The sequence below is a fragment of the Mesorhizobium sp. M0227 genome (assembly GCF_040321855.1).
GTDB lineage: Bacteria > Pseudomonadota > Alphaproteobacteria > Rhizobiales > Rhizobiaceae > Mesorhizobium.
In genome coordinates this window covers 61214-78532 of the sequence record NZ_JAMYSJ010000013.1, presented here as the reverse complement: position 1 = coordinate 78532, position 17319 = coordinate 61214, and the positions used below count along the sequence as shown (strand labels likewise).

The 17319-nt window shown below is 63.2% G+C and carries 19 protein-coding genes; 3 read left to right on the top strand and 16 right to left on the bottom strand.

All coding sequences use genetic code 11. The features are described 5' to 3' along the window. Positions 1–6: 6 nt before the first annotated feature. Positions 7–681, bottom strand: a complete 675-nt coding sequence (locus NKJ00_RS19165) for a response regulator transcription factor (RefSeq protein ID WP_023812818.1) — start codon at positions 679–681, stop codon at positions 7–9. A 350-nt stretch (positions 682–1031) separates the two neighbouring features. After that, positions 1032–2585, bottom strand: a complete 1554-nt coding sequence (locus tag NKJ00_RS19160) for a Do family serine endopeptidase (protein ID WP_352441296.1) — start codon at positions 2583–2585, stop codon at positions 1032–1034. Between the two features lie 196 nt (positions 2586–2781). Here NKJ00_RS19160 and NKJ00_RS19155 point away from each other — a divergent pair, with 196 nt between their 5' ends. Together NKJ00_RS19155 and NKJ00_RS19150 are read left to right on the top strand one after the other, a co-directional pair. Continuing rightward, positions 2782–3051, top strand: a complete 270-nt coding sequence (locus NKJ00_RS19155; RefSeq protein ID WP_023812816.1) for a CopG family ribbon-helix-helix protein — start codon at positions 2782–2784, stop codon at positions 3049–3051. Next, a complete protein-coding gene (locus NKJ00_RS19150; protein WP_128303003.1) occupies positions 3048–3356 on the top strand; it encodes a type II toxin-antitoxin system RelE/ParE family toxin in 309 nt (102 codons plus the stop codon). The genes NKJ00_RS19155 and NKJ00_RS19150 overlap by 4 nt, the downstream gene beginning before the upstream one ends. On the opposite strand, the gene NKJ00_RS19145 is transcribed toward NKJ00_RS19150, so the two are convergent. The 9 genes from NKJ00_RS19145 to NKJ00_RS19105 form a co-directional block, all read right to left on the bottom strand. Then, a complete protein-coding gene (locus NKJ00_RS19145) occupies positions 3353–3817 on the bottom strand; it encodes a cytochrome c-type biogenesis protein (RefSeq protein WP_352609848.1) in 465 nt (154 codons plus the stop codon). The genes NKJ00_RS19150 and NKJ00_RS19145 overlap by 4 nt on opposite strands. Further along, positions 3814–5805: a heme lyase CcmF/NrfE family subunit gene (locus NKJ00_RS19140; RefSeq protein ID WP_352609849.1), complete on the bottom strand. Its 1992-nt coding sequence runs from the start codon at positions 5803–5805 to the stop codon at positions 3814–3816. Before NKJ00_RS19140 ends, NKJ00_RS19145 begins: the two co-directional genes overlap by 4 nt. A gap of 32 nt (positions 5806–5837) precedes the next feature. Next, complete coding sequence (gene ccmE, locus NKJ00_RS19135; protein ID WP_352609850.1) at positions 5838–6281, bottom strand: cytochrome c maturation protein CcmE; 444 nt, start codon at positions 6279–6281, stop codon at positions 5838–5840. Positions 6282–6289: 8 nt separating this feature from the next. Continuing rightward, positions 6290–7429 carry a c-type cytochrome biogenesis protein CcmI gene (ccmI, locus tag NKJ00_RS19130; protein ID WP_023812811.1) on the bottom strand — a complete coding sequence of 380 codons (1140 nt, stop codon included), beginning with the start codon at positions 7427–7429 and terminating at the stop codon, positions 6290–6292. Between the two features lie 93 nt (positions 7430–7522). Further along, a complete protein-coding gene (locus NKJ00_RS19125; RefSeq protein WP_352609852.1) occupies positions 7523–7960 on the bottom strand; it encodes an RT0821/Lpp0805 family surface protein in 438 nt (145 codons plus the stop codon). 184 nt (positions 7961–8144) lie between these two features. Beyond that, entirely contained in the window at positions 8145–9578 is a 1434-nt protein-coding gene (locus NKJ00_RS19120) for an ATP-binding protein (RefSeq protein WP_352609853.1), read from the bottom strand. Further along, positions 9562–10227, bottom strand: coding sequence for a response regulator transcription factor (locus tag NKJ00_RS19115; RefSeq protein ID WP_023812809.1), 666 nt, complete (start codon positions 10225–10227; stop codon positions 9562–9564). The genes NKJ00_RS19120 and NKJ00_RS19115 overlap by 17 nt, the downstream gene beginning before the upstream one ends. 126 nt (positions 10228–10353) lie before the next feature. Beyond that, entirely contained in the window at positions 10354–10656 is a 303-nt protein-coding gene (locus NKJ00_RS19110; protein WP_352609854.1) for a hypothetical protein, read from the bottom strand. Between the two features lie 175 nt (positions 10657–10831). Beyond that, positions 10832–11239 (bottom strand): DUF3168 domain-containing protein, encoded by a 408-nt coding sequence (locus tag NKJ00_RS19105; protein ID WP_352609856.1) that lies wholly within the window; start codon positions 11237–11239, stop codon positions 10832–10834. A 295-nt stretch (positions 11240–11534) separates the two neighbouring features. Between NKJ00_RS19105 and NKJ00_RS19100 the strand changes: the two genes are divergently transcribed. Beyond that, positions 11535–12323, top strand: coding sequence for a 2-keto-4-pentenoate hydratase (locus tag NKJ00_RS19100; RefSeq protein ID WP_352630791.1), 789 nt, complete (start codon positions 11535–11537; stop codon positions 12321–12323). Here NKJ00_RS19100 and NKJ00_RS19095 read toward each other — a convergent pair. The 5 genes from NKJ00_RS19095 to NKJ00_RS19075 form a co-directional block, all read right to left on the bottom strand. Then, positions 12320–13123 carry an ABC transporter permease gene (locus NKJ00_RS19095; protein ID WP_352630789.1) on the bottom strand — a complete coding sequence of 268 codons (804 nt, stop codon included), beginning with the start codon at positions 13121–13123 and terminating at the stop codon, positions 12320–12322. The genes NKJ00_RS19100 and NKJ00_RS19095 overlap by 4 nt on opposite strands. Continuing rightward, complete coding sequence (locus NKJ00_RS19090; protein ID WP_127292559.1) at positions 13123–13956, bottom strand: ABC transporter permease; 834 nt, start codon at positions 13954–13956, stop codon at positions 13123–13125. Before NKJ00_RS19090 ends, NKJ00_RS19095 begins: the two co-directional genes overlap by 1 nt. A 25-nt stretch (positions 13957–13981) precedes the next feature. Then, a complete protein-coding gene (locus NKJ00_RS19085; RefSeq protein WP_128363576.1) occupies positions 13982–15097 on the bottom strand; it encodes an ABC transporter substrate-binding protein in 1116 nt (371 codons plus the stop codon). Positions 15098–15164: 67 nt separating this feature from the next. Next, positions 15165–16259, bottom strand: coding sequence for an ABC transporter ATP-binding protein (locus NKJ00_RS19080; protein WP_352630786.1), 1095 nt, complete (start codon positions 16257–16259; stop codon positions 15165–15167). A 119-nt stretch (positions 16260–16378) separates the two neighbouring features. Continuing rightward, positions 16379–17275 (bottom strand): LysR substrate-binding domain-containing protein, encoded by an 897-nt coding sequence (locus NKJ00_RS19075; RefSeq protein ID WP_352630784.1) that lies wholly within the window; start codon positions 17273–17275, stop codon positions 16379–16381. Between the last annotated feature and the right edge of the window lie 44 nt (positions 17276–17319).

The window sequence follows — 17319 nt, the reverse complement described above, 5'->3', positions numbered from 1 at the left end:
CCGCAGCTAGCCGCTCTTCAGCATATAGCCGGCGCCGCGAACCGTATGCAGGATGGGCTTGTCGAAGCCCTTCTCGATCTTGCCGCGCAGGCGGGAGACATGGACGTCAATGACATTGGTCTGCGGATCGAAATGGTAGTCCCAGACATTTTCCAGCAGCATGGTGCGCGTCACCACCTGGCCGGCATGCCGCATCAGATATTCGAGCAAGCGGAATTCACGCGGCTGCAACGTTATCTCGCGTGACGCACGGCGGACCGAATGCGACAGCCTGTCGAGTTCGAGATCGCCGACGCGGTAGACGGTTTCGGCTTCCTTGGCGCTGGCGCGACGGTTCAGAACCTCAACGCGGGCGAGAAGCTCGGAGAAGGCATAGGGTTTCGTCAGGTAGTCGTCGCCGCCGGCGCGCAGCCCCGTGACCCTATCATCGACTTCGCCGAGCGCCGACAGGATCAGCACTGGCGTTGTGTTGCCCCTGGACCGGAGACCGGCAATGACCGACAGGCCGTCGCGACGCGGCATCATCCGGTCGATCACCATCACGTCGTAGTCGCCGGCGTCGGCGAGCGCAAAGCCGGTTTCGCCGTCACCGGCGACATGAGCGGTGTGACCGGCCTCGGCAAAGGCTTTCTGCAAGTAATCCGCAGCCTCGCGATCGTCTTCTATGACGAGAATCTTCATAGGGCTGTTATACGCGATTTCGCCGGAAGGTTGAGTGGCAGACATCTGCATTGTGGCCTTTGCCAAAGCGCACCGCGATCAAGATTGCCCGAAGCCGTGCGCGATAAAGCTGCTCGCCGCCGATGTCGTTTGCATCGGATCGCGGAAGCGCTTTTGAAAGTGTGCGGCAGCGGACGATGGGAAGCCCGCTGCCGCCGGGGGAAGGCGCGATGACTGACTAACGCGCGCTCCTCCATGCTTTCCCGCACGGCGGCTCGGGGTATTGAAACTGCCGCACTGGAAAAGTCCAACCTGCCGCCGGAACGCCCTCACCCACCTGGAAAGGCCGAGAGAACGCTCCGGGACCGACCTCAGCCTTTGGCGACGGGCAGCGCGACGAACCGATTGGTGTCGTCGCGGGTGATCTGCATCAGCACTGCCTTGCGGCCGGATTTGACTGCTTCGGTCATCGCCTTGGTGACGTCTTCGGTGCCGTTCACTTCGGTCGAATTGACTGACGTGATGACGTCGCCCGGCTGGATGCCGCGATCGGCGGCGTCGCTGTCGGGATCGACATCGGTCACCACCAGTCCCTTGCCGTTTTCAGACTTGGTAACGGTCAGGCCGAGATCGGCCAGCGTGTCGGGCTTGGCCGGGGCGGCGGGCTGCTGCTGATCGACAGAGGCCTGCTTGTCGCTCGAAGGCAGTTTGCCGAGATCGACCTTGACCGTCTGGCTCTTGCCGTCGCGCCACACGGTGACGTCGACCGACTTGCCAGGCGAATAGGCGCCGATCAGCCGGGCCAGTTCCTTCGGCGAAGCGACATCCTTGCCGTCGACCTGGGTGATCACGTCACCGGCCGTGATGCCCGCCTTCTTGCCGGGACCATCGTCCTGGGCACTGGAAACCAGTGCGCCGTTGTTGGACTTCAGACCAAGCGACTCAGCGATGTCGGAGGTGACCGGCTGGATTTCCACACCGAGCCAGCCGCGCTGCACGGAACCGCTCTTCATCAGGTCCTGAACGACCTGCTTGGCGGTCGAAGCGGGAATGTCGAAGGCGATGCCGACGCTGCCGCCTGACGGCGAGAAGATCGCGGTGTTGATGCCGACGACCTGGCCGTTGAGGTTGAAGGTCGGACCGCCAGAATTGCCGCGGTTGACCGATGCGTCGATCTGGATGAAGTCGTCATAAGGGCCAGCGCCGATGTCACGGCCGCGGGCGGAGACGATGCCGGCGGTGACGGTTCCACCAAGGCCGAACGGATTGCCGACGGCCACCACCCAGTCGCCGACGCGAACCTTGGAGTCATCGGCGAAGTCGACATAGGTAAACTTGCCGACGCCGTCGACCTTAAGCACGGCGAGATCGGTGCGCGGGTCGGTGCCGATCAGCTTGGCGTCGAGCTCCTTGCCGTCATGCATCACCACGGTGAAGGCCGAGCCTTCCGAAACGACGTGGTTGTTGGTGACGAGGTAGCCGTCATCCGAGATGAAGAAGCCGGACCCTTGAGCAACCGGCCGCGGCTGGTCGTTGTTGCGGTCGCGGTGGCTGAAGCGCCTGTTGCCGCCACCCTGGCCGTCCTGGTCACCAAAGCCACGGAATTCCTTGAAGAAGCGGCGCAGCTGTGGATTGTTGGGCAGGTTGTTCATGCCATCCTGGTCGTCGGACGGGTCGGAGCCATCATCGGCGGCCGGGCTGATCTTGGCCTTGACCTTGACGCTGACAACGGCGGGAGAAACGCGCTCGACGACATCGGCGAAGCCCGGCACCTGCGGCGCCTCGACGCGCACGGCATCGGCCAGAACAGGGCTGGTTCCGCTGGTCAGCGCGCCAACGCCGATCGCACCGGCCACGGCGACAGATGCGACGGCAGCCATGAGACGCTTGCGGGTGACCGAATATGAATTGGGGGCAATATTCATGGATTTCTTATCCTCTTTCAACGGACGCTGCTTGGTCGGCATCCTCAGGAAAGGAGAATTAGAGCGGCACACATTACAGCGCCATTTCCGACACATGAAACTTTGGTAATGTTTGGGAGTCAGGGGACGTACAATCCCCTTGGCTGCCATGTCCGATGTGCTATCTTGTACACAACTCAGCACAAGGCTTTCATAAATGACAGCAAGCACCACCATGACCATCCGGGTCTCTCCCGAAACCAAGCTGAAGCTGGAGCGGATCGCCACCGACACCCGGCGTAGCAAATCGTTCCTCGCCGCCGAGGCGGTCTCGGCCTACGTCGATCGCGAACTCGATATCATTGAAGGCATCAAACGCGGCATGGAAGATGCGGCGGCTGGCCGTGTCGTGCCTCACGACGATGCGATGGCGGAAATCGACGCAGTCATCGAATCGGCGGAAGCCAGGCGCTTGGGCAAGGCGTGAAGCGGTTCGTCGCCTGGTCGCGAGAAGCGCTGGACGATCTTAAGCAGCAAGTTGCCTTTATCGCTCAGGACAATCCTGCTGCCGCCCGACGCCTGGCGGATCGTATTCATGAAATGGGCCAGGGCCTTGGTGAGATGGCGACGGGCCGCCCAGGCCGAGTGACAGGCACATATGAGAAGCTCATCGACCGCCTGCCCTACATCATTGCCTACGAGTTGCGCCCAATCGCTGGCCGTCAGAGCGTCGTTATCCTGCGCGTCATTCACACGTCGCGAGACTGGCCCTCGGAGGAATGGCCAAGCTAATTGCCTAGTATCTTGTCCAGCGCCGCCTGTTCCTCAGTGGTCAACGCATTGGTCGCCAGCACGCGGCGCGACCGCGCGGTCAGCACGATGAAAACGCCTCCTATCAGCAACAGCAGGACGGGCGTGCCCCATAGCAACGCATTGCGCAGGTCGAAACGCGGCTTCAGCAGCACGAACTCGCCATAGCGCGAAACCACGTAGTCCATGACCTGCTGGTCGGTGTCGCCGGCGACGAGGCGCTGACGCACAAGGACGCGCAAGTCGCGGGCAAGGTCGGCATCGGATTCGTCGATCGACTGGTTCTGGCAGACCATGCAGCGCAAGCCTTCCGACAGCGCCCGCGCCCGCGCCTCCAGCGTCGGATCAGGCAGCACCTCGTCAGGCTTCACCGCCAGGGCCGTGCCGGCAAAGAACAGCGCCAGCAGCAGGACAATGGAGGTCAGCGAAAGCCGCGCGTTCATGGCAGGGTCGCGGATGGCACCGCGCTCGCCTGCTTGCGCCGCCGCGACGGCGCGCCGACGCGCAGGCGCCGGTCCATCAGCGACATCGCCGCGCCCGCCATCATCATCAGGCCGCCGCCCCAGATCAACGTCACCAGCGGCTTCCACCACAGACGGACGACGACGGAACCGTCATTGCCCTCGTCGCCGAGCGAGATGTAGAGCTGCGAGAAACCAATCGTCCTGATGCCCGATTCCGTCGTCGTCATCTGCCGCACCGGATAAAACCGTTTGGCGGAGCTGATTTCGCCAACAGGGCTGCCGCTGACGCCGATCAGTTCGAAGCGGCCGAGATCCTCGCTGTAATTCGGTCCCTGGGCCGGATAAAGCCCGACGAAACGCAGCGTATGGCCGGACAGTTCGACGGTCTCACCGGCATGCATCGACAGGATCTTCTCGGTGCCGAAGCAAAGTGTGCCGACGATGCCGAGCGTGGTCAGGCCGAGGCCAAGGTGAGCGAAGGCGGTGCCGAAGACCGAGCGCGGCAGGCCGAGCAAGCGCCTGACCATGATCCCCGTTGCGGCGGTCCGAAAGCCGGATTTGACGGCGAGGTCGGTGAGCGCGCCAAGGATCAGCCAGACGGCAAGGCCAACGCCCAGGGCTGCGAACACCGAGGCGCCGTCGATGAACAGAACGGTGACCAGCGTCGCCAGCAGCGCCGCTGCAAAGGCCACCATAAGGCGCTGCGCGACGGCGAAGACATCGCCGCGCTTCCAGGCCAGCAAAGGCCCGAACGGAACCACGAGCAGCAGCGGCACCATCAGCGGTCCGAAGGTGAGATTGAAGAACGGCGCGCCGACCGAGATCTTGTCGGCTGAGAAGGCTTCGACGGCGAGCGGGTAGAGTGTGCCGACGAGGACGGTCGCCGTCGCCGTCGTCAGGAACAGATTGTTGAGGACCAGCGCCCCTTCTCGGGAAATCGGTTGGAACAGGCCGCCGGTCGTCAGCCGGGAAGCGCGCAGCGCAAACAGCGCCAGCGAGCCGCCGATAAACAGCGTCAGGATGCACAGGATAAACACGCCCCGGGTCGGATCGGTGGCAAAGGCGTGCACGGAGGTCAAGACGCCTGAACGCACGAGGAAGGTGCCGAGCAGCGACAGCGAAAAGGTCAGGATGGCGAGCAGCAGCGTCCAGATCTTCAGCGCCGAGCGCTTTTCCATGACGATGGCCGAATGGAGCAGCGCGGTCCCCGCCAGCCACGGCATAAAGGAGGCGTTCTCGACCGGATCCCAGAACCAGAAACCGCCCCAACCGAGTTCGTAGTAGGCCCAGTACGATCCCATGGCGATGCCGCCGGTCAGGAACATCCAGGCGACCAGCGTCCACGGCCGCACCCAGCGCGCCCAGGACGCGTCGATGCGGCCTTCGATGAGAGCGGCAACCGAGAAGGAAAAACAGATCGAGAAGCCGACATAGCCGAGATAGAGGAAAGGCGGGTGGATGGCGAGGCCGAGATCCTGCAGGATCGGGTTGAGATCGCGGCCTTCGATCGGCGCCGGATTGAGCCGGATGAACGGATTGGACGTCGCCAGGATGAACAGGAAGAAGGCGGCGCCGATGGCGCCTTGCACCGCTAGCACATTGGCGCGCAGCGTCGCCGGCAGGTTGGAGCCGAAAGCGGCGACGAGCGCGCCGAAAAAGGTCAGGATCAACACCCAAAGCAGCATCGAGCCTTCATGATTGCCCCAGGTTCCGGTGATCTTGTAGATCAACGGCTGTAAGGAATGCGAGTTTTCCCACACGCTTGCCACCGAGAAATCGGAGCTTGCATAGGCACTCGCCAACGCTGCGAAGGACAGCGCCGTCAAGGCAAAGCCGGTCACTGCGACCGGACCGCCGACGGCCATGAGGCGCTGGTTGTTCAGGCGCGCGCCAAACAGCGGCACCACCGTCTGCACTAGCGAAAGCGCAAACGCCAGGACGAGGGCGAAATGGCCCGTTTCAACCATGTCCGTGATCCATTGTCGCTCTCCTGCCGGAGCTATTCACTCTTGTTCTCCTGCCAGACGCCCTTGGCCTTGAGGCCGTCCGCAACCTCCTTGGGCATGTAGCGCTCATCATGCTTGGCCAGCACGCTATCGGCAACAAAAACCCCGTCCGGGCCGAAAGTACCCTCGGTGATGACGCCCTGCTCTTCGCGGAAAAGGTCGGGCAGGATGCCGGTGTAGGTGACCTTGACCGATTTGTGCGTGTCGGTCACCGAAAAGCCGACCGTGGCCCCCTGTCCGCGGTGGATCGTGCCTTTTTCGACCAATCCACCCAACCGGATGCGCTGGCCAGGCTGGACGCTGGCGGTGGTGAGATCGGCCGGCATGTAGAAATAGGAGGCCTTCTGGCCAAGCGCGTAAAAAGTCAGCCCGGTCGCGGCACCCAGGAAGACCAGCCCGCCCGCGATCACCGACAATCGTTTCTGCTTGCGCGTCATGTCTTGTTCTACTCCGTCGCCGCAAGCCCAAGCGAAGCGGCAAAGGCAGTGAATTTCTTCGCCTGGTCGCTGTCGGCTCCAAAGACGGCAATGGCGCGACCGAGCGCCTCACGCGCCTGATCGGCCTTGCCGAGCACGACATAGGAACGAACGAGCCGCATCCATCCTTCCGGATCGCGCGGATTTTGCCGCAGTTTGTCGTCGAGGCCGGCAACCATCGTATTGATCATGGTCTCCCGGTCCTGCGGCGACATCGAGGATGCGGCGTCGACATCGCCGGCATCGGGACCGTTGGTGGCGCCGCCGGAAGCGACGTCGGAGCTTCCGGATTTGGCGAGCGCCTGCTCGACGGCACCGCGCCATGGCGAATCCGGCGGCAATCTGTCCAGCATCGCCTGCCATGCCGTGGTCGCTTCCTTGGCGCGACCCTCCTGCGCCAATGCCATGGCCAGGTAGAAGCTGGCCTTCGCATTGGCCGGATCGAGCTTCAGGGCTGCTTCGAAAGCATCCTGGGCATCGGCCGAGACAATGCCGCCTGCCGCGCTGGCGATCGCCTCGCCGAGACCGGCCTGGCGAACGGCGCTGTCGCCATCGAGCCGAATGGCGTTGCGATAGGCTCCTGCCGCGTCGGAAAAGCGCTGCATGCGCAGATAGACCGGTGCCAGCACGTCCCAGCCCCTGCCGTCAGTGGGATTGGCGGCCAGATGGGCTTCGGCCCGCGCCACCAGCTCGTCGACCGAACTGTCGGCAGGATTCTTGGCCAACCGCTCGCTGAGCGGTTGCGACGGCAGGTCAGGAGAGCCAAGCTTGACATAGAGCCCCCAACTGACCAGCGGCACCGCCAGCACGGCTACGGTTGCCACCAGCCTTGCCGTGACCGGCGCTCGGCCAGGGTTTGCGCCGCCGACGGCACCCGCATTGTCAAGGCGAAGGATGCGGCGAGCGATCTCGGCGCGGGCCTCGGCGGCTTCGGCCGGCTGGATCAAGCCACGCGCGGCGTCGCGGTCAAGCTCGGACAATTGGTCCCGATAGACTTCGAGATCATGTTCGCCGCTCGACGACGCGCCCTTGGCGCTGGCGGCCAGCGGCAGCAGCACCGCCAGGCTTGCACCCAGCGTGAGAATGGCGGCTATGACCCAGAACAGCATGGTTCTTCCAATACCGGCAGAGCTCTGCCGTGCCAACAGATGCATGCTGCGACGCTTTGACGACGCCAGCCGCCAATCGTCGGCAGACGGTCGTCAGGTCAGCGGCGTCCAGCTGCCATCGGCGTTGCGGCAAGCGGTTCCACGCGCCGTGACCCCGGCGCCGCCGGAAAATACCGTCTGCGTGTACTGGCGGCAGTCCTGCGAACCGACGCGGTAGGGCTGGGCCGGAACCACCTCGCCGTAGCGCGAAGCCTGGGCGCCCTTCCACGTCACCTTCTGGCCGCTGGTCGTGTATTCTAGCGCCTTGTACTCAGCCTCAAGCGCGCTGCGCTTCTCGGTCTCGCTGAGACCGTTGCCGATCGCCCCACTGATGAGGCCGCCGCCCATCGCCGAAATGATCGTCGTGGTCACCTTGCCGCTGGAAGGAGGTGTCGAGGCCGGTGTCGCGGACACGGTTGGACCCTTGCCGCTCAAGGTGGTGCAGCCGGAAACAGCCAGCAATGCGGAAACAAGAGCGACGCGAATCTTCATGCCAACAACCGGTTTTCTTGAGTTGGAGCCTGCCATGGATGCGCCGGGGGCCGCGTCATCGGAGAAGTTGGCGTGGCCATAGTATTGATATTTGTCGGAAATTTGGCGCTGGCCGCTGCGGGACCAATGGACATGCCGCCAATAACATCTTCCGTCCCTCTATGTCGATTGGCCCGGGTGAACATCACTGAAGGCTCCGCAATCGCACCACCGCCTTCAATCCGCCCATACCGGATCGTTCGAGCGCCAGAACGCCTCCATACTCGTTGACGAGGTCTGCGACAATGGCTAGGCCCAGCCCCGTTCCGGGCTTTGTCTCGTCCAGACGCCGTCCGCGCTTCAGCGCCTCGCGCGCCTTATCCTCGGGAATGCCCGGACCGTCATCCTCTATGCCGATCTCGAAAAGGCCGGCCGGGTCGTCCTTGCCGGTCAAGGGCACGACCGAGACCTGCACCGCGCTCTTTGCCCATTTCATCGCGTTTTCAAGGAGATTGCCCAGCAATTCCTCAAGGTCCTCGCGCTCGCCGGCGAAGACGATCTCGGTTGCCGGCAGTGACAGCGACAGATTTGTCTGCGGATTGAGCTTCTGCATAACCCGCACCATGCGCTGCACCAGCGGCGTCACCGGCGTGCGGTAGACGACGCTGTCGCGTTGTGCCGCCACGCGGGCGCGCTGGAGATAGTGTTCGACCTGCTTCTGCATGGAAGCGGCCTGTTCGGCGATCAGCTGCCCCTTGGCGCCGCCGAGCGCGCGGCCCTCGTTGAGCAGCACCGCCAGCGGCGTCTTCAGCGAATGGGCGAGATTGCCGACCTGTGTTCGCGACCGCTCGACGATGCGCCTGTTGTTTTCGATCAACGCATTGGTTTCGTTGGCAAGCGGTTCGATCTCGGCCGGGAAGCGGCCGTCGAGCCTCTGGGCGGTGCCTTCGCGCACCATGGCGAGCGCGTTCCTGACCCGGCGCAGCGGCTGCAGGCCGAGCAGAATGGCGATCGCGTTGATGGCGATCATGCCGACGCCGAACAGGCTGAGATAGGTCAGCAGGCGGCGCTGAAAGGTAGCGATTTCCTGTTCGAGTTCGCTCTGGTTGCCCATGACGCGGAAACGCGCGGCCCGGTTCTTGGCGTCGAGAACGAATTCGCTCTCGAAAACTTCGAGTTGCTCGCCGTCGATGCCTTCGGCTGCGTAGCTGCGCTGAAAGCTGGCATTGAACGGCACCTCGGCAACGCTCGGTGACGGGATCGTCGTGGTCATCGACGACGAGTGAAGATCGCCATGCACGCCTTCCGAAGCGGGCTCCACCGACCAGTACCAGCCCGAATTCGGCTCCGAGAACCGAAGGTCGCCGAGGTCTGGCGCGCCAGTCAGCGCCCCGCTGTCGGAGATGCCTATCGAACCGATCAGGTTGAACAGATGCGCCGAAAGCAGGCTGTCGAAGCCGCGTTCGCTGGCCTGGCGGTAGAGCGTGGTTATCAACGTGAAGATGACAACGAGCGTCACGATCGCCCAGACCGTGGAAAAGGCGATGACGCGGAACGTCAGCGAACGCGGCCACAAACGCAGCGAAAGCGGCGCCCTTGCGGTTGGTTTGAGCGGTTCCGAGTTACGCCTCCGGCTCACGCATGCGGTAGCCCATGCCGCGCACGGTTTCGATCATGTCGATGCCCATCTTCTTGCGCAGCCGCCCGACAAACACCTCGATAGTGTTGGAATCGCGGTCGAAATCCTGATCGTAGAGATGCTCGACCAGTTCGGTCCGCGAGACGACCTCGCCCATATGGTGCATCAGATAGGCAAGCAGGCGGAATTCGTGCGAGGTCAGCTTCAGCGGCACGCCGTCGACATCGGCCTTGGAGGCCTTGGTGTCGAGGCGCAGCGGCCCGCAGGTCAGTTCGGACGAGGCATGGCCGGCAGCGCGCCGGATCAGGGCCCGCAGCCTGGCCAGCACCTCCTCGATGTGGAACGGCTTGGTGACGTAGTCATCGGCGCCGGCATCGATGCCGGAGACCTTGTCGCTCCAGCGGTCGCGCGCCGTCAGGATCAGCACCGGCATCTTGCGGCCGCCGCGCCGCCAGCGCTCGACCACGCTGATGCCGTCCATCTGCGGCAGGCCGATATCGAGCACGACGGCGTCGTAGGGCTCGGTGTCGCCAAGGAAATGGCCTTCCTCGCCGTCGAAGGCGCGGTCGACGACATAGCCGGCATCGACCAGCGCATCCGATATCTGCCGATTGAGATCCTTGTCATCTTCGACGACGAGTACGCGCATGCGGAGTTCGATACCTGTTGATGAGCTTTGTCAGATTGAAGAGCTTTGTCAGATTGAAGACTGGGGCAGATATAGGCCGATTCCGGCGGTCTGGGAAACTGAGGGTCTATAAGTTGGAAAAATGGGTCAGTTCAGCGGAACGACGATCTCGGAACGGCGCGGACGTTGTCCGTCCTTGCCTGGAACGAGCACGACGATGACACAGACAGGCTGACCGCCGCGCGTCGATTGCGAGGCCTTGGCCAGCGTTCCGCCATTCTGCTCGGCCACCTGCTGGCCGATGGCGTAGCAATCGGACGCCGCCAGTACGATCGGGCTGGCCAGGTCGGGCGGCGCGACGACCGGTATCGCTATCGCCTGCGACGCGAACAGTCCGGCAGCACAAAGCGCCAGTGTCGCGGTTCGGAAGTGGGAGCGAAGCGTTTTCATGACCGGCGTTGTAACGCATCGGTGCTGAACGTGAAATGAACGGTGAACGCCGCTGAAAACATGCTCGCCACACCCCTGCAACGCGAGACAATCAACCTGGAATTTCACCGCCTCGAACAGGTGAAATCCCGCGAAAGTCCAGTCTAGACTCGGTTTTGACCATATTGAAAGCGCATCAGGCATTTTCCTGCGTTATCGCGCGAAAACGCAGCAGCCCGTGATGCACGAGCAGATCCTCGTCATGGCGGGCTTCGGCAAATTCCAGCGACAGTCGTGTCTGGCCGCGAGGGCCAATCACCAATGCTGCGTCGGCAAGGCGCGCCTGGATGGCGGCCATGATGGCTAGCGTTTCGGCGTCGCCATGGGCTTTCGACCAGACATGCAGCGTAATCAACTGGTCGTCGGTGTTCTCGGTGCTCGTATCCCAGTCGAAAGCGGAGGTATGGCCCCAGGTCACGTACGGAAAAGCGGCATTGTCGGCTGGCCGTTCGAGCAGTCCGGCGCCGCCCAGCAAGGCCGACAGCGATGCATCGCTTTTCAGCCTGAGAAACAGTGCCTGCTGTAAATCGCCTGGCGCGGTCATCGTCTTTTCCTCCGGTTCCTGCGCTGCCGACTATTGCTTTTCGGAAGCCTGTCCGCGTTCTGCGTGTTCTGACAGATATAGCCATTCGACGCGCGGAGGCGATGGCGATTCGTCATCGCAATGATGGATGCCGATGATCTCGAAAGGGCGACTTTGCCAACACCATCGTCCGCGGGGACCGAGCTGTGAACATGGACTCTCGATTCCTGGTCACATATTCTCGCTCCATACAGCGTCGCATGACGCAATGTTTCCTTGCCGTTTTTGATCCACGAAGCCATTTCGAAAGCTGATGATGCTCGATGCAGAAAAGACCAGGGCTGCGTCGCGGTTGTTGGTAGGCCACCGGGACAAGGGCACCCGTCTCGACGCCATACCTGAGGCGTTGCGCCCACAAACACGGCTCGAAGGTTACGCCATCCAGTCGCATGTCATGGATCGCTCGGTGGCCCCACTTTTCGGCTGGAAGATTGCCGCGACCAGTCTGGCCGGACAAAGGCACATCAACGTCGACGGCCCGATGGCCGGACGTCTCCTGGCCGAGAAAGCGGTGGAGGTCGGCGGGACCGTTTCCCTGGCGACGAGCAAGATGCGCGTGGCCGAGATCGAATTCGCTTTCCGCTTCGGCCGCGAGCTGCCGCCTCGTCTGGCACCCTATGAAATCGCCGAGGTGATGGAAGCCGTGGCGACCTTGCATCCGGCGATCGAAATCCCGGACTCACGGTATGACGATTTCTGCGCCGTCGGGGCGCCGCAGCTCATTGCGGACAATGCCTGCGCCAATCTGTTTGTCATCGGCGAGGCGGCGGAAGACGACTGGCGGGACGCGGACCTTGCAAAGCACCCCGTGGTCGCCTCCGTTTCCGGAAGGTCGCAACATAGCGGATCGGGAGCAGCCGTGTTGGGCGATCCTCGCATCGCGCTCACCTGGCTCGTCAACGAGCTGTCGGGCCTGGGCATAGCGCTCCAACCGGGACAGGTGGTGATTACAGGTACCTGCGTGACGCCGATTGGCGTCGAGGCAGGTGACGAAGTCACTGGCGATCTAGGCAGGTTTGGCCGTGTCTCTGTGCGATTTGTTTAGGCTCCGCGCTGCCTGGCCACGAAACTGCGCACCGCCAGCACCAGCACTGTGATGATGATCAGGATCACCGAGAGCGCGGCGATCGCCGGGTCGATGTTGTCGCGCAGGCCCATCCACATCAGCCTCGGCAGCGTGATGGCGTTGACCGAGGTGATGAACAGGGTGACGCCGATTTCTTCCCAGGACAGCACGAAGGAGAGCAGTGCCGCGGTAATGATGCCGAACTTGATGTTGGGCATGATGATGCGGGTGGCGCGCTCCCACAAAGTGGCGCCTAAGCCCCGGGCGGCAAGGTCGATGCGGCGGTCGAGCTGGCTGAGCGAGACCAGCATCAGCACGGTGGCGAAGGGCACGGTCATCACCGAATGGGCCATGGCGACGCCCAGCCAGGTGTCATAGCCGAAGAAAGAGCTGAAACCCGAGATCGAGGTCAGCAGGAAGTAGAGCGTGATCGCCGAGACCACCGGCGGCACCACCATCGGCAGCAGCACGAAGCCGACCAGGGCCGCGGTGAAGCGCGGCTGGAACATCCAGACGCCAAGACTGAAGCACAGCGCGAGCACGGTGGAAAAGGCGCTGCTGACGACGCCGATGCGGATCGAGAGCAGGATCGATTGGAGCCAGCGTGGATCCTCGATCAGCGCCCGGTAGTGGCGCAGCGACAGTTCGCCCGACGGCATGGCCAGCATGCGGCTCGGCGTCAGCGACACAGGGATGACGGCGAGCAGCGGCATCAGCAGGAACAGCGCCACGAAGGCGGCGATGATCAGCGAGACGGGACCGGGGCGGTAGGTCGGCATCAGATCAACTGCTTCGGTCTGACATAGCGGAACAAAAGCGCCATCAGCGCGCCGACGAACAGCACCAGCACGACGCTGATGGCCGCGCCCAAGCCCCAGTCCGGGCTCTGGAAGATCCTGAGATAGATCAGCTCGGCGATCATGACGCTGCGGCCGCCGCCGAGGATCGCCGGCGTGACGAAGAAACCGAGCGAGAAGACGAACACGATCATTGCCGCGCCTATGATGCCGGAGCGCGTCATCGGCACGAACACCGTCCAGAAGGTGCGCATGCGGCTGGAACCGAGGCCACGCGCAGCTAAAAGCACGCGGTCGTCGAGGCTGCGCATGGAAGATGCCAGCGGGAAAACGGCGAAAGGAATGAGGAAGTGCGTCATGCCGACGATGACGCCGAATTCGTTGCGCACCAACGCCAACGGTTCGGAAATGAAGCCGATCGCCTGCAACCAGGTGTTGATCAGGCCGCGATTGGAGAGCAGCGCCACCCAGCCGAAAGCACGGGTCAGCACGGAAATCCAGAAGGGGACGAGAATGCAGAACTCGGCGATCAGGCGCTGTGCCGGGGTTCCACGCACCCAGACGACGGTGATGGCGTAGGCAGCTGCCACCGAAACGACAGTGACGACCGCCGCGATGCGCAGCGTGCGGATGAACACCGACTGCACGAGATCGTCGGTGAGCAGCGCCTCATACTGGCCGAGGCCGGGCGTCGGCAGTGTAAAGCTCCATTTGACGACGCCGAGGAACGGCCAGGCATAGGCCAGGACAAGAAACAGGAGCAGCGGCGCCATCAACAGCGCCGCGCCCATCCTGTCGGAGAGATAGGATCTCATTTCGACCCGATTACCCCTGCCCTGATCAGGCCGAGATGATCTTGGTGTATTCGTCGAGCGCCGGCCCGTAGTTCTTGGCGTACCAGTCCATGTCGAGCGCGATCTGCTTCTTCATGTTCTCGGGATCGACCGGGTTGATGCGCTTCTTGTCGGCCGGGATCAGCGCGTCTGCCGCCGGGTTTGCAGGACCTTGGCCGAGCTTGTCGAACATGACCAGCTGCTTTTCAGGGTCCTGGGCACTGGCGATGAACTTCATCGCAGCGTCCTTGCCGCCGGGATTGTTCTTGAGCACGGCCAGCGCGCCAGGCGAGATCAGGCCCTGATCCCAGATGAACTTGATCTTGCCGCCGGAATCCTGCTCGATCAGTGATGCACGGGTCGACCAGACGATTGCCATCGAGGCCTCGCCATTGAGCAGCACGCTCTGGCTTTCGGCGCCGCCACCCCAATAGGCAACGACGTTTTCCTTGAAGGCGGCGATCTTGTCATGGGCGCGCTTGAGATCGAGCGGGTAGAGCGACGCAGGCGCGATGCCGTCGGCCAGCAGGGCTGCTTCCCAGCTCGACACGCCCCATTTGTAGAGCGAGCGCTTGCCGGGGAATTTCTTCACGTCGAAGAAATCGGCCATGCCGGTCGGCGCGTCCTTGCCGTACTTCTCGGAATCATAGGCGATGACATAGGAGAAGAAATAGGTCGAGGCGGCGTATTCCCAACCAAAGCCGGGCCGCATCTTCTTCTTGTCGACGATGTTGTAATCGATCGGCTCGAGAGCCCCCTGGGCGCCGAGCGTGATGGCCGAGAACGGATCGACATCGACGAGATCCCAGGTCGGCGCGCCGCTCTTGAATTGCGCGGCGATGGCACCTTCGGTCGGACCCGAACCGTCCATCTTGACGGTGATGCCGGTGTCCTTGGTGAAGGCCTGGCCATAGGCGGCATCGTAGGCGGTGATGGCATCGCCACCCCAGTTGACCAGCACCAGCTCCTTGGCCTGCGCAAAGGCACCTGTCGAGCGCAGCAGCATCGGCGTGCCGGCCAGCACGAGTGCCGCCAACTGTGTGAACTGCCGGCGCGAGATCTCACCGCGGCCTGCCCTGGCGGACAGGCTCTCGATGGCTTGTTTCTTGGTATCATGTGTCATGTCAGTTCCCCTTTTTTGTTGTTGATAGTGCCGGAATCGGTGCTGCGATATCTCGCCACACCGTTCGTCATTGCCCTCCATGCGGAAGGAGGAAACCCTTTTCCGCCGGCCAGGTGAGCCAGACGGAGTTGCCCTTGCTCAACGCCGCGGCAGCCACCTCGCTCGGCACCGAGACCGTGACCTTGGCGCCTTGCCGCGTCGTCAGGTCGAGCCGCGTTGCCGCGCCGAGATAGGTGGAGTTGGTGGCGGTAGCGGCGATCCCATTCTCACCATCTGCCGCCTCGCCCGATATCGACATGTATTCGGGCCGGATCGCCAGGATGGCATCCCCGCGCACGAGTTCGGCCTTGCAGCCCATGCTGACCGCGCGGTCCTCGCACAGGCCGGTCGAGCCATTGCCGGCAGGCTTGACCCCCTTCAGCGGCAGCATGTTGATCTCGCCGAGGAACTCGGCGACGAAGCGGTTGTCCGGCCGGTCGTAGACCTCGTCGGGCGCTCCAACCTGCAGCAATTTGCCGTGATTGAAGATGGCGACGCGCGACGACAGCGCCAGTGCCTCGCTCTGGTCGTGGGTGACGAAGACGAAGGTGGTGCCGGTCTCCTGGTGCAGCCGCTTCATCTCGGCCTGCATCTGGCCGCGCAGGCCCTTGTCGAGCGCGGAAAACGGTTCGTCGAGCAACAGCACGCCCGGTTCGAACACCAGCGCGCGGGCCAGCGCCACGCGCTGCTGCTGGCCGCCCGACAGTTGCGCCGGCAGTTTTTTCTCGTGGCCCTTGAGGCCGACGCGCTCGATCATCTCGCCGACACGGCGCTTGATGTCGGCGGCCGATTTCTTGCGCACCTTGAGTGGGAAGGCGATGTTGGCTTCGACGCTCATATGCGGGAACAGCGCGTAGCCCTGGAACACCATGCCGGCGGCACGTTGCTCGGCCGGCCGGTCGGTGATGTCGACGCCGTCGCTGAACAGCTTGCCTTCGGTCGGCTGCACGAAGCCGGCAAGGATCATCAGGAAGGTGGTCTTGCCCGAACCGGACGGCCCGAGCAGGGTCAGGAACTCGCCACGGCCGATATCGAGCGACAGATTGTCCAGCGCACGGAACGAGCCGAAGCTCTTGCCGATCCCGATTGCCTTGATCTCTGCGGCACGGCCGGGTTGCTGCATACTGCCCTTTCCCTAACGCTTGTCGAAATCGTAGGCAGGGTGCCGGCTCACCGCAACCGAATAGTTTTCGCGTGATCGGCAAATTTCATTCATCTATGGCGAGATGTCGCCACCTGCCCTCAATACGGCAGAATGCGGTTCTCCTGGAGTTTCGACCGCAGCCATCCTGCGAACGCTTCCAGAACCGGATGCGAAGCCTTGGCGTGTTCAGAGACCAGGAAATAGGAGCGCGGCGACTTGATCGCGATGTCGAACGGCCTGACCAGCCGGCCCTCGCTCAGCGCCCGCCGGCTGGTCAGTTCGTCGCCCATGGCGATGCCCTGGCCGGCAATCGCCGCCGAAAAGACGAGGTTCATGTCCGAAAAGAAGATGCCGCCCTCAATGTCGGGGTTTTCCACCTTGGACAGCGCCAGCCAGCGTGCCCAATCCTCGGTGTCATCGAGATGCAGCAGGTTGGCGCGCAGCACGTCCGACGGCCGGGAAAAACCGCCGACCTTGTTGAGCAGCGTCGGGCTGCAGAGCGGCGTGAACGAGATTTCGCAGAGCGGCTCGACCGACCGGTTCGGCCAATTGCCGACACCAAACGCAATGAAGGCATCGGCATCGGCATTGCTGACATCGTCGAGCCGGCGCGGCGTCAGGATGCGCAGCGCCACGTCAGGATACATCTGCCGGAACTCGCCGATATGGGTGCACAAGAACAGCGAGGCGAAGCCGGGCGTGCAACTGACGGCGAACGAGCCGCCGACTCCGGTGCCGGCATCGCGCGTCACCGCGTCGCCCAGAACGGTGAGCGCCTTGCGCACATCGCTGGCGTAGCGCTGGCCGCGCGGCGTCAGCGCCACGCCCTTGCCGATACGTTCGAGCAGGTCGAAGCCGAGGTCGCGCTCCAGCAGGCGAAGCTGATGGCTGACAGCGCTGCGGGTCAGGTGCAACTCGTCGGCGGCGCGCCAGACGCTGCCGTGCCGGGCGAAGCTGTCGAGCGCGCGCAGCGCTTGTGTCGATGGTATACGCAAGGAACCTCAGGTGAACCGAATTTGCACGAACCGGGAAAACATAT

What these genes read in the sequence shown, in the direction of transcription:
- ccmE (WP_352609850.1), bottom strand. Translation starts at nt 6,281, where the DNA reads ATGACGCGCAAGCAGAAACGATTGTCGGTGATCGCGGGCGGGCTGGTC.
- ccmI (WP_023812811.1), bottom strand. Translation starts at nt 7,429, where the DNA reads ATGCTGTTCTGGGTCATAGCCGCCATTCTCACGCTGGGTGCAAGCCTG.
- NKJ00_RS19080 (WP_352630786.1), bottom strand. Translation starts at nt 16,259, where the DNA reads ATGCAGCAACCCGGCCGTGCCGCAGAGATCAAGGCAATCGGGATCGGC.
- NKJ00_RS19105 (WP_352609856.1), bottom strand. Translation starts at nt 11,239, where the DNA reads ATGACCGCGCCAGGCGATTTACAGCAGGCACTGTTTCTCAGGCTGAAA.
- NKJ00_RS19095 (WP_352630789.1), bottom strand. Translation starts at nt 13,123, where the DNA reads ATGCCGACCTACCGCCCCGGTCCCGTCTCGCTGATCATCGCCGCCTTC.
- NKJ00_RS19140 (WP_352609849.1), bottom strand. Translation starts at nt 5,805, where the DNA reads ATGGTTGAAACGGGCCATTTCGCCCTCGTCCTGGCGTTTGCGCTTTCG.
- NKJ00_RS19125 (WP_352609852.1), bottom strand. Translation starts at nt 7,960, where the DNA reads ATGAAGATTCGCGTCGCTCTTGTTTCCGCATTGCTGGCTGTTTCCGGC.
- NKJ00_RS19110 (WP_352609854.1), bottom strand. Translation starts at nt 10,656, where the DNA reads ATGAAAACGCTTCGCTCCCACTTCCGAACCGCGACACTGGCGCTTTGT.
- NKJ00_RS19115 (WP_023812809.1), bottom strand. Translation starts at nt 10,227, where the DNA reads ATGCGCGTACTCGTCGTCGAAGATGACAAGGATCTCAATCGGCAGATA.
- NKJ00_RS19100 (WP_352630791.1), top strand. Translation starts at nt 11,535, where the DNA reads ATGCTCGATGCAGAAAAGACCAGGGCTGCGTCGCGGTTGTTGGTAGGC.
- NKJ00_RS19085 (WP_128363576.1), bottom strand. Translation starts at nt 15,097, where the DNA reads ATGACACATGATACCAAGAAACAAGCCATCGAGAGCCTGTCCGCCAGG.
- NKJ00_RS19155 (WP_023812816.1), top strand. Translation starts at nt 2,782, where the DNA reads ATGACAGCAAGCACCACCATGACCATCCGGGTCTCTCCCGAAACCAAG.
- NKJ00_RS19160 (WP_352441296.1), bottom strand. Translation starts at nt 2,585, where the DNA reads ATGAATATTGCCCCCAATTCATATTCGGTCACCCGCAAGCGTCTCATG.
- NKJ00_RS19165 (WP_023812818.1), bottom strand. Translation starts at nt 681, where the DNA reads ATGAAGATTCTCGTCATAGAAGACGATCGCGAGGCTGCGGATTACTTG.
- NKJ00_RS19090 (WP_127292559.1), bottom strand. Translation starts at nt 13,956, where the DNA reads ATGAGATCCTATCTCTCCGACAGGATGGGCGCGGCGCTGTTGATGGCG.
- NKJ00_RS19145 (WP_352609848.1), bottom strand. Translation starts at nt 3,817, where the DNA reads ATGAACGCGCGGCTTTCGCTGACCTCCATTGTCCTGCTGCTGGCGCTG.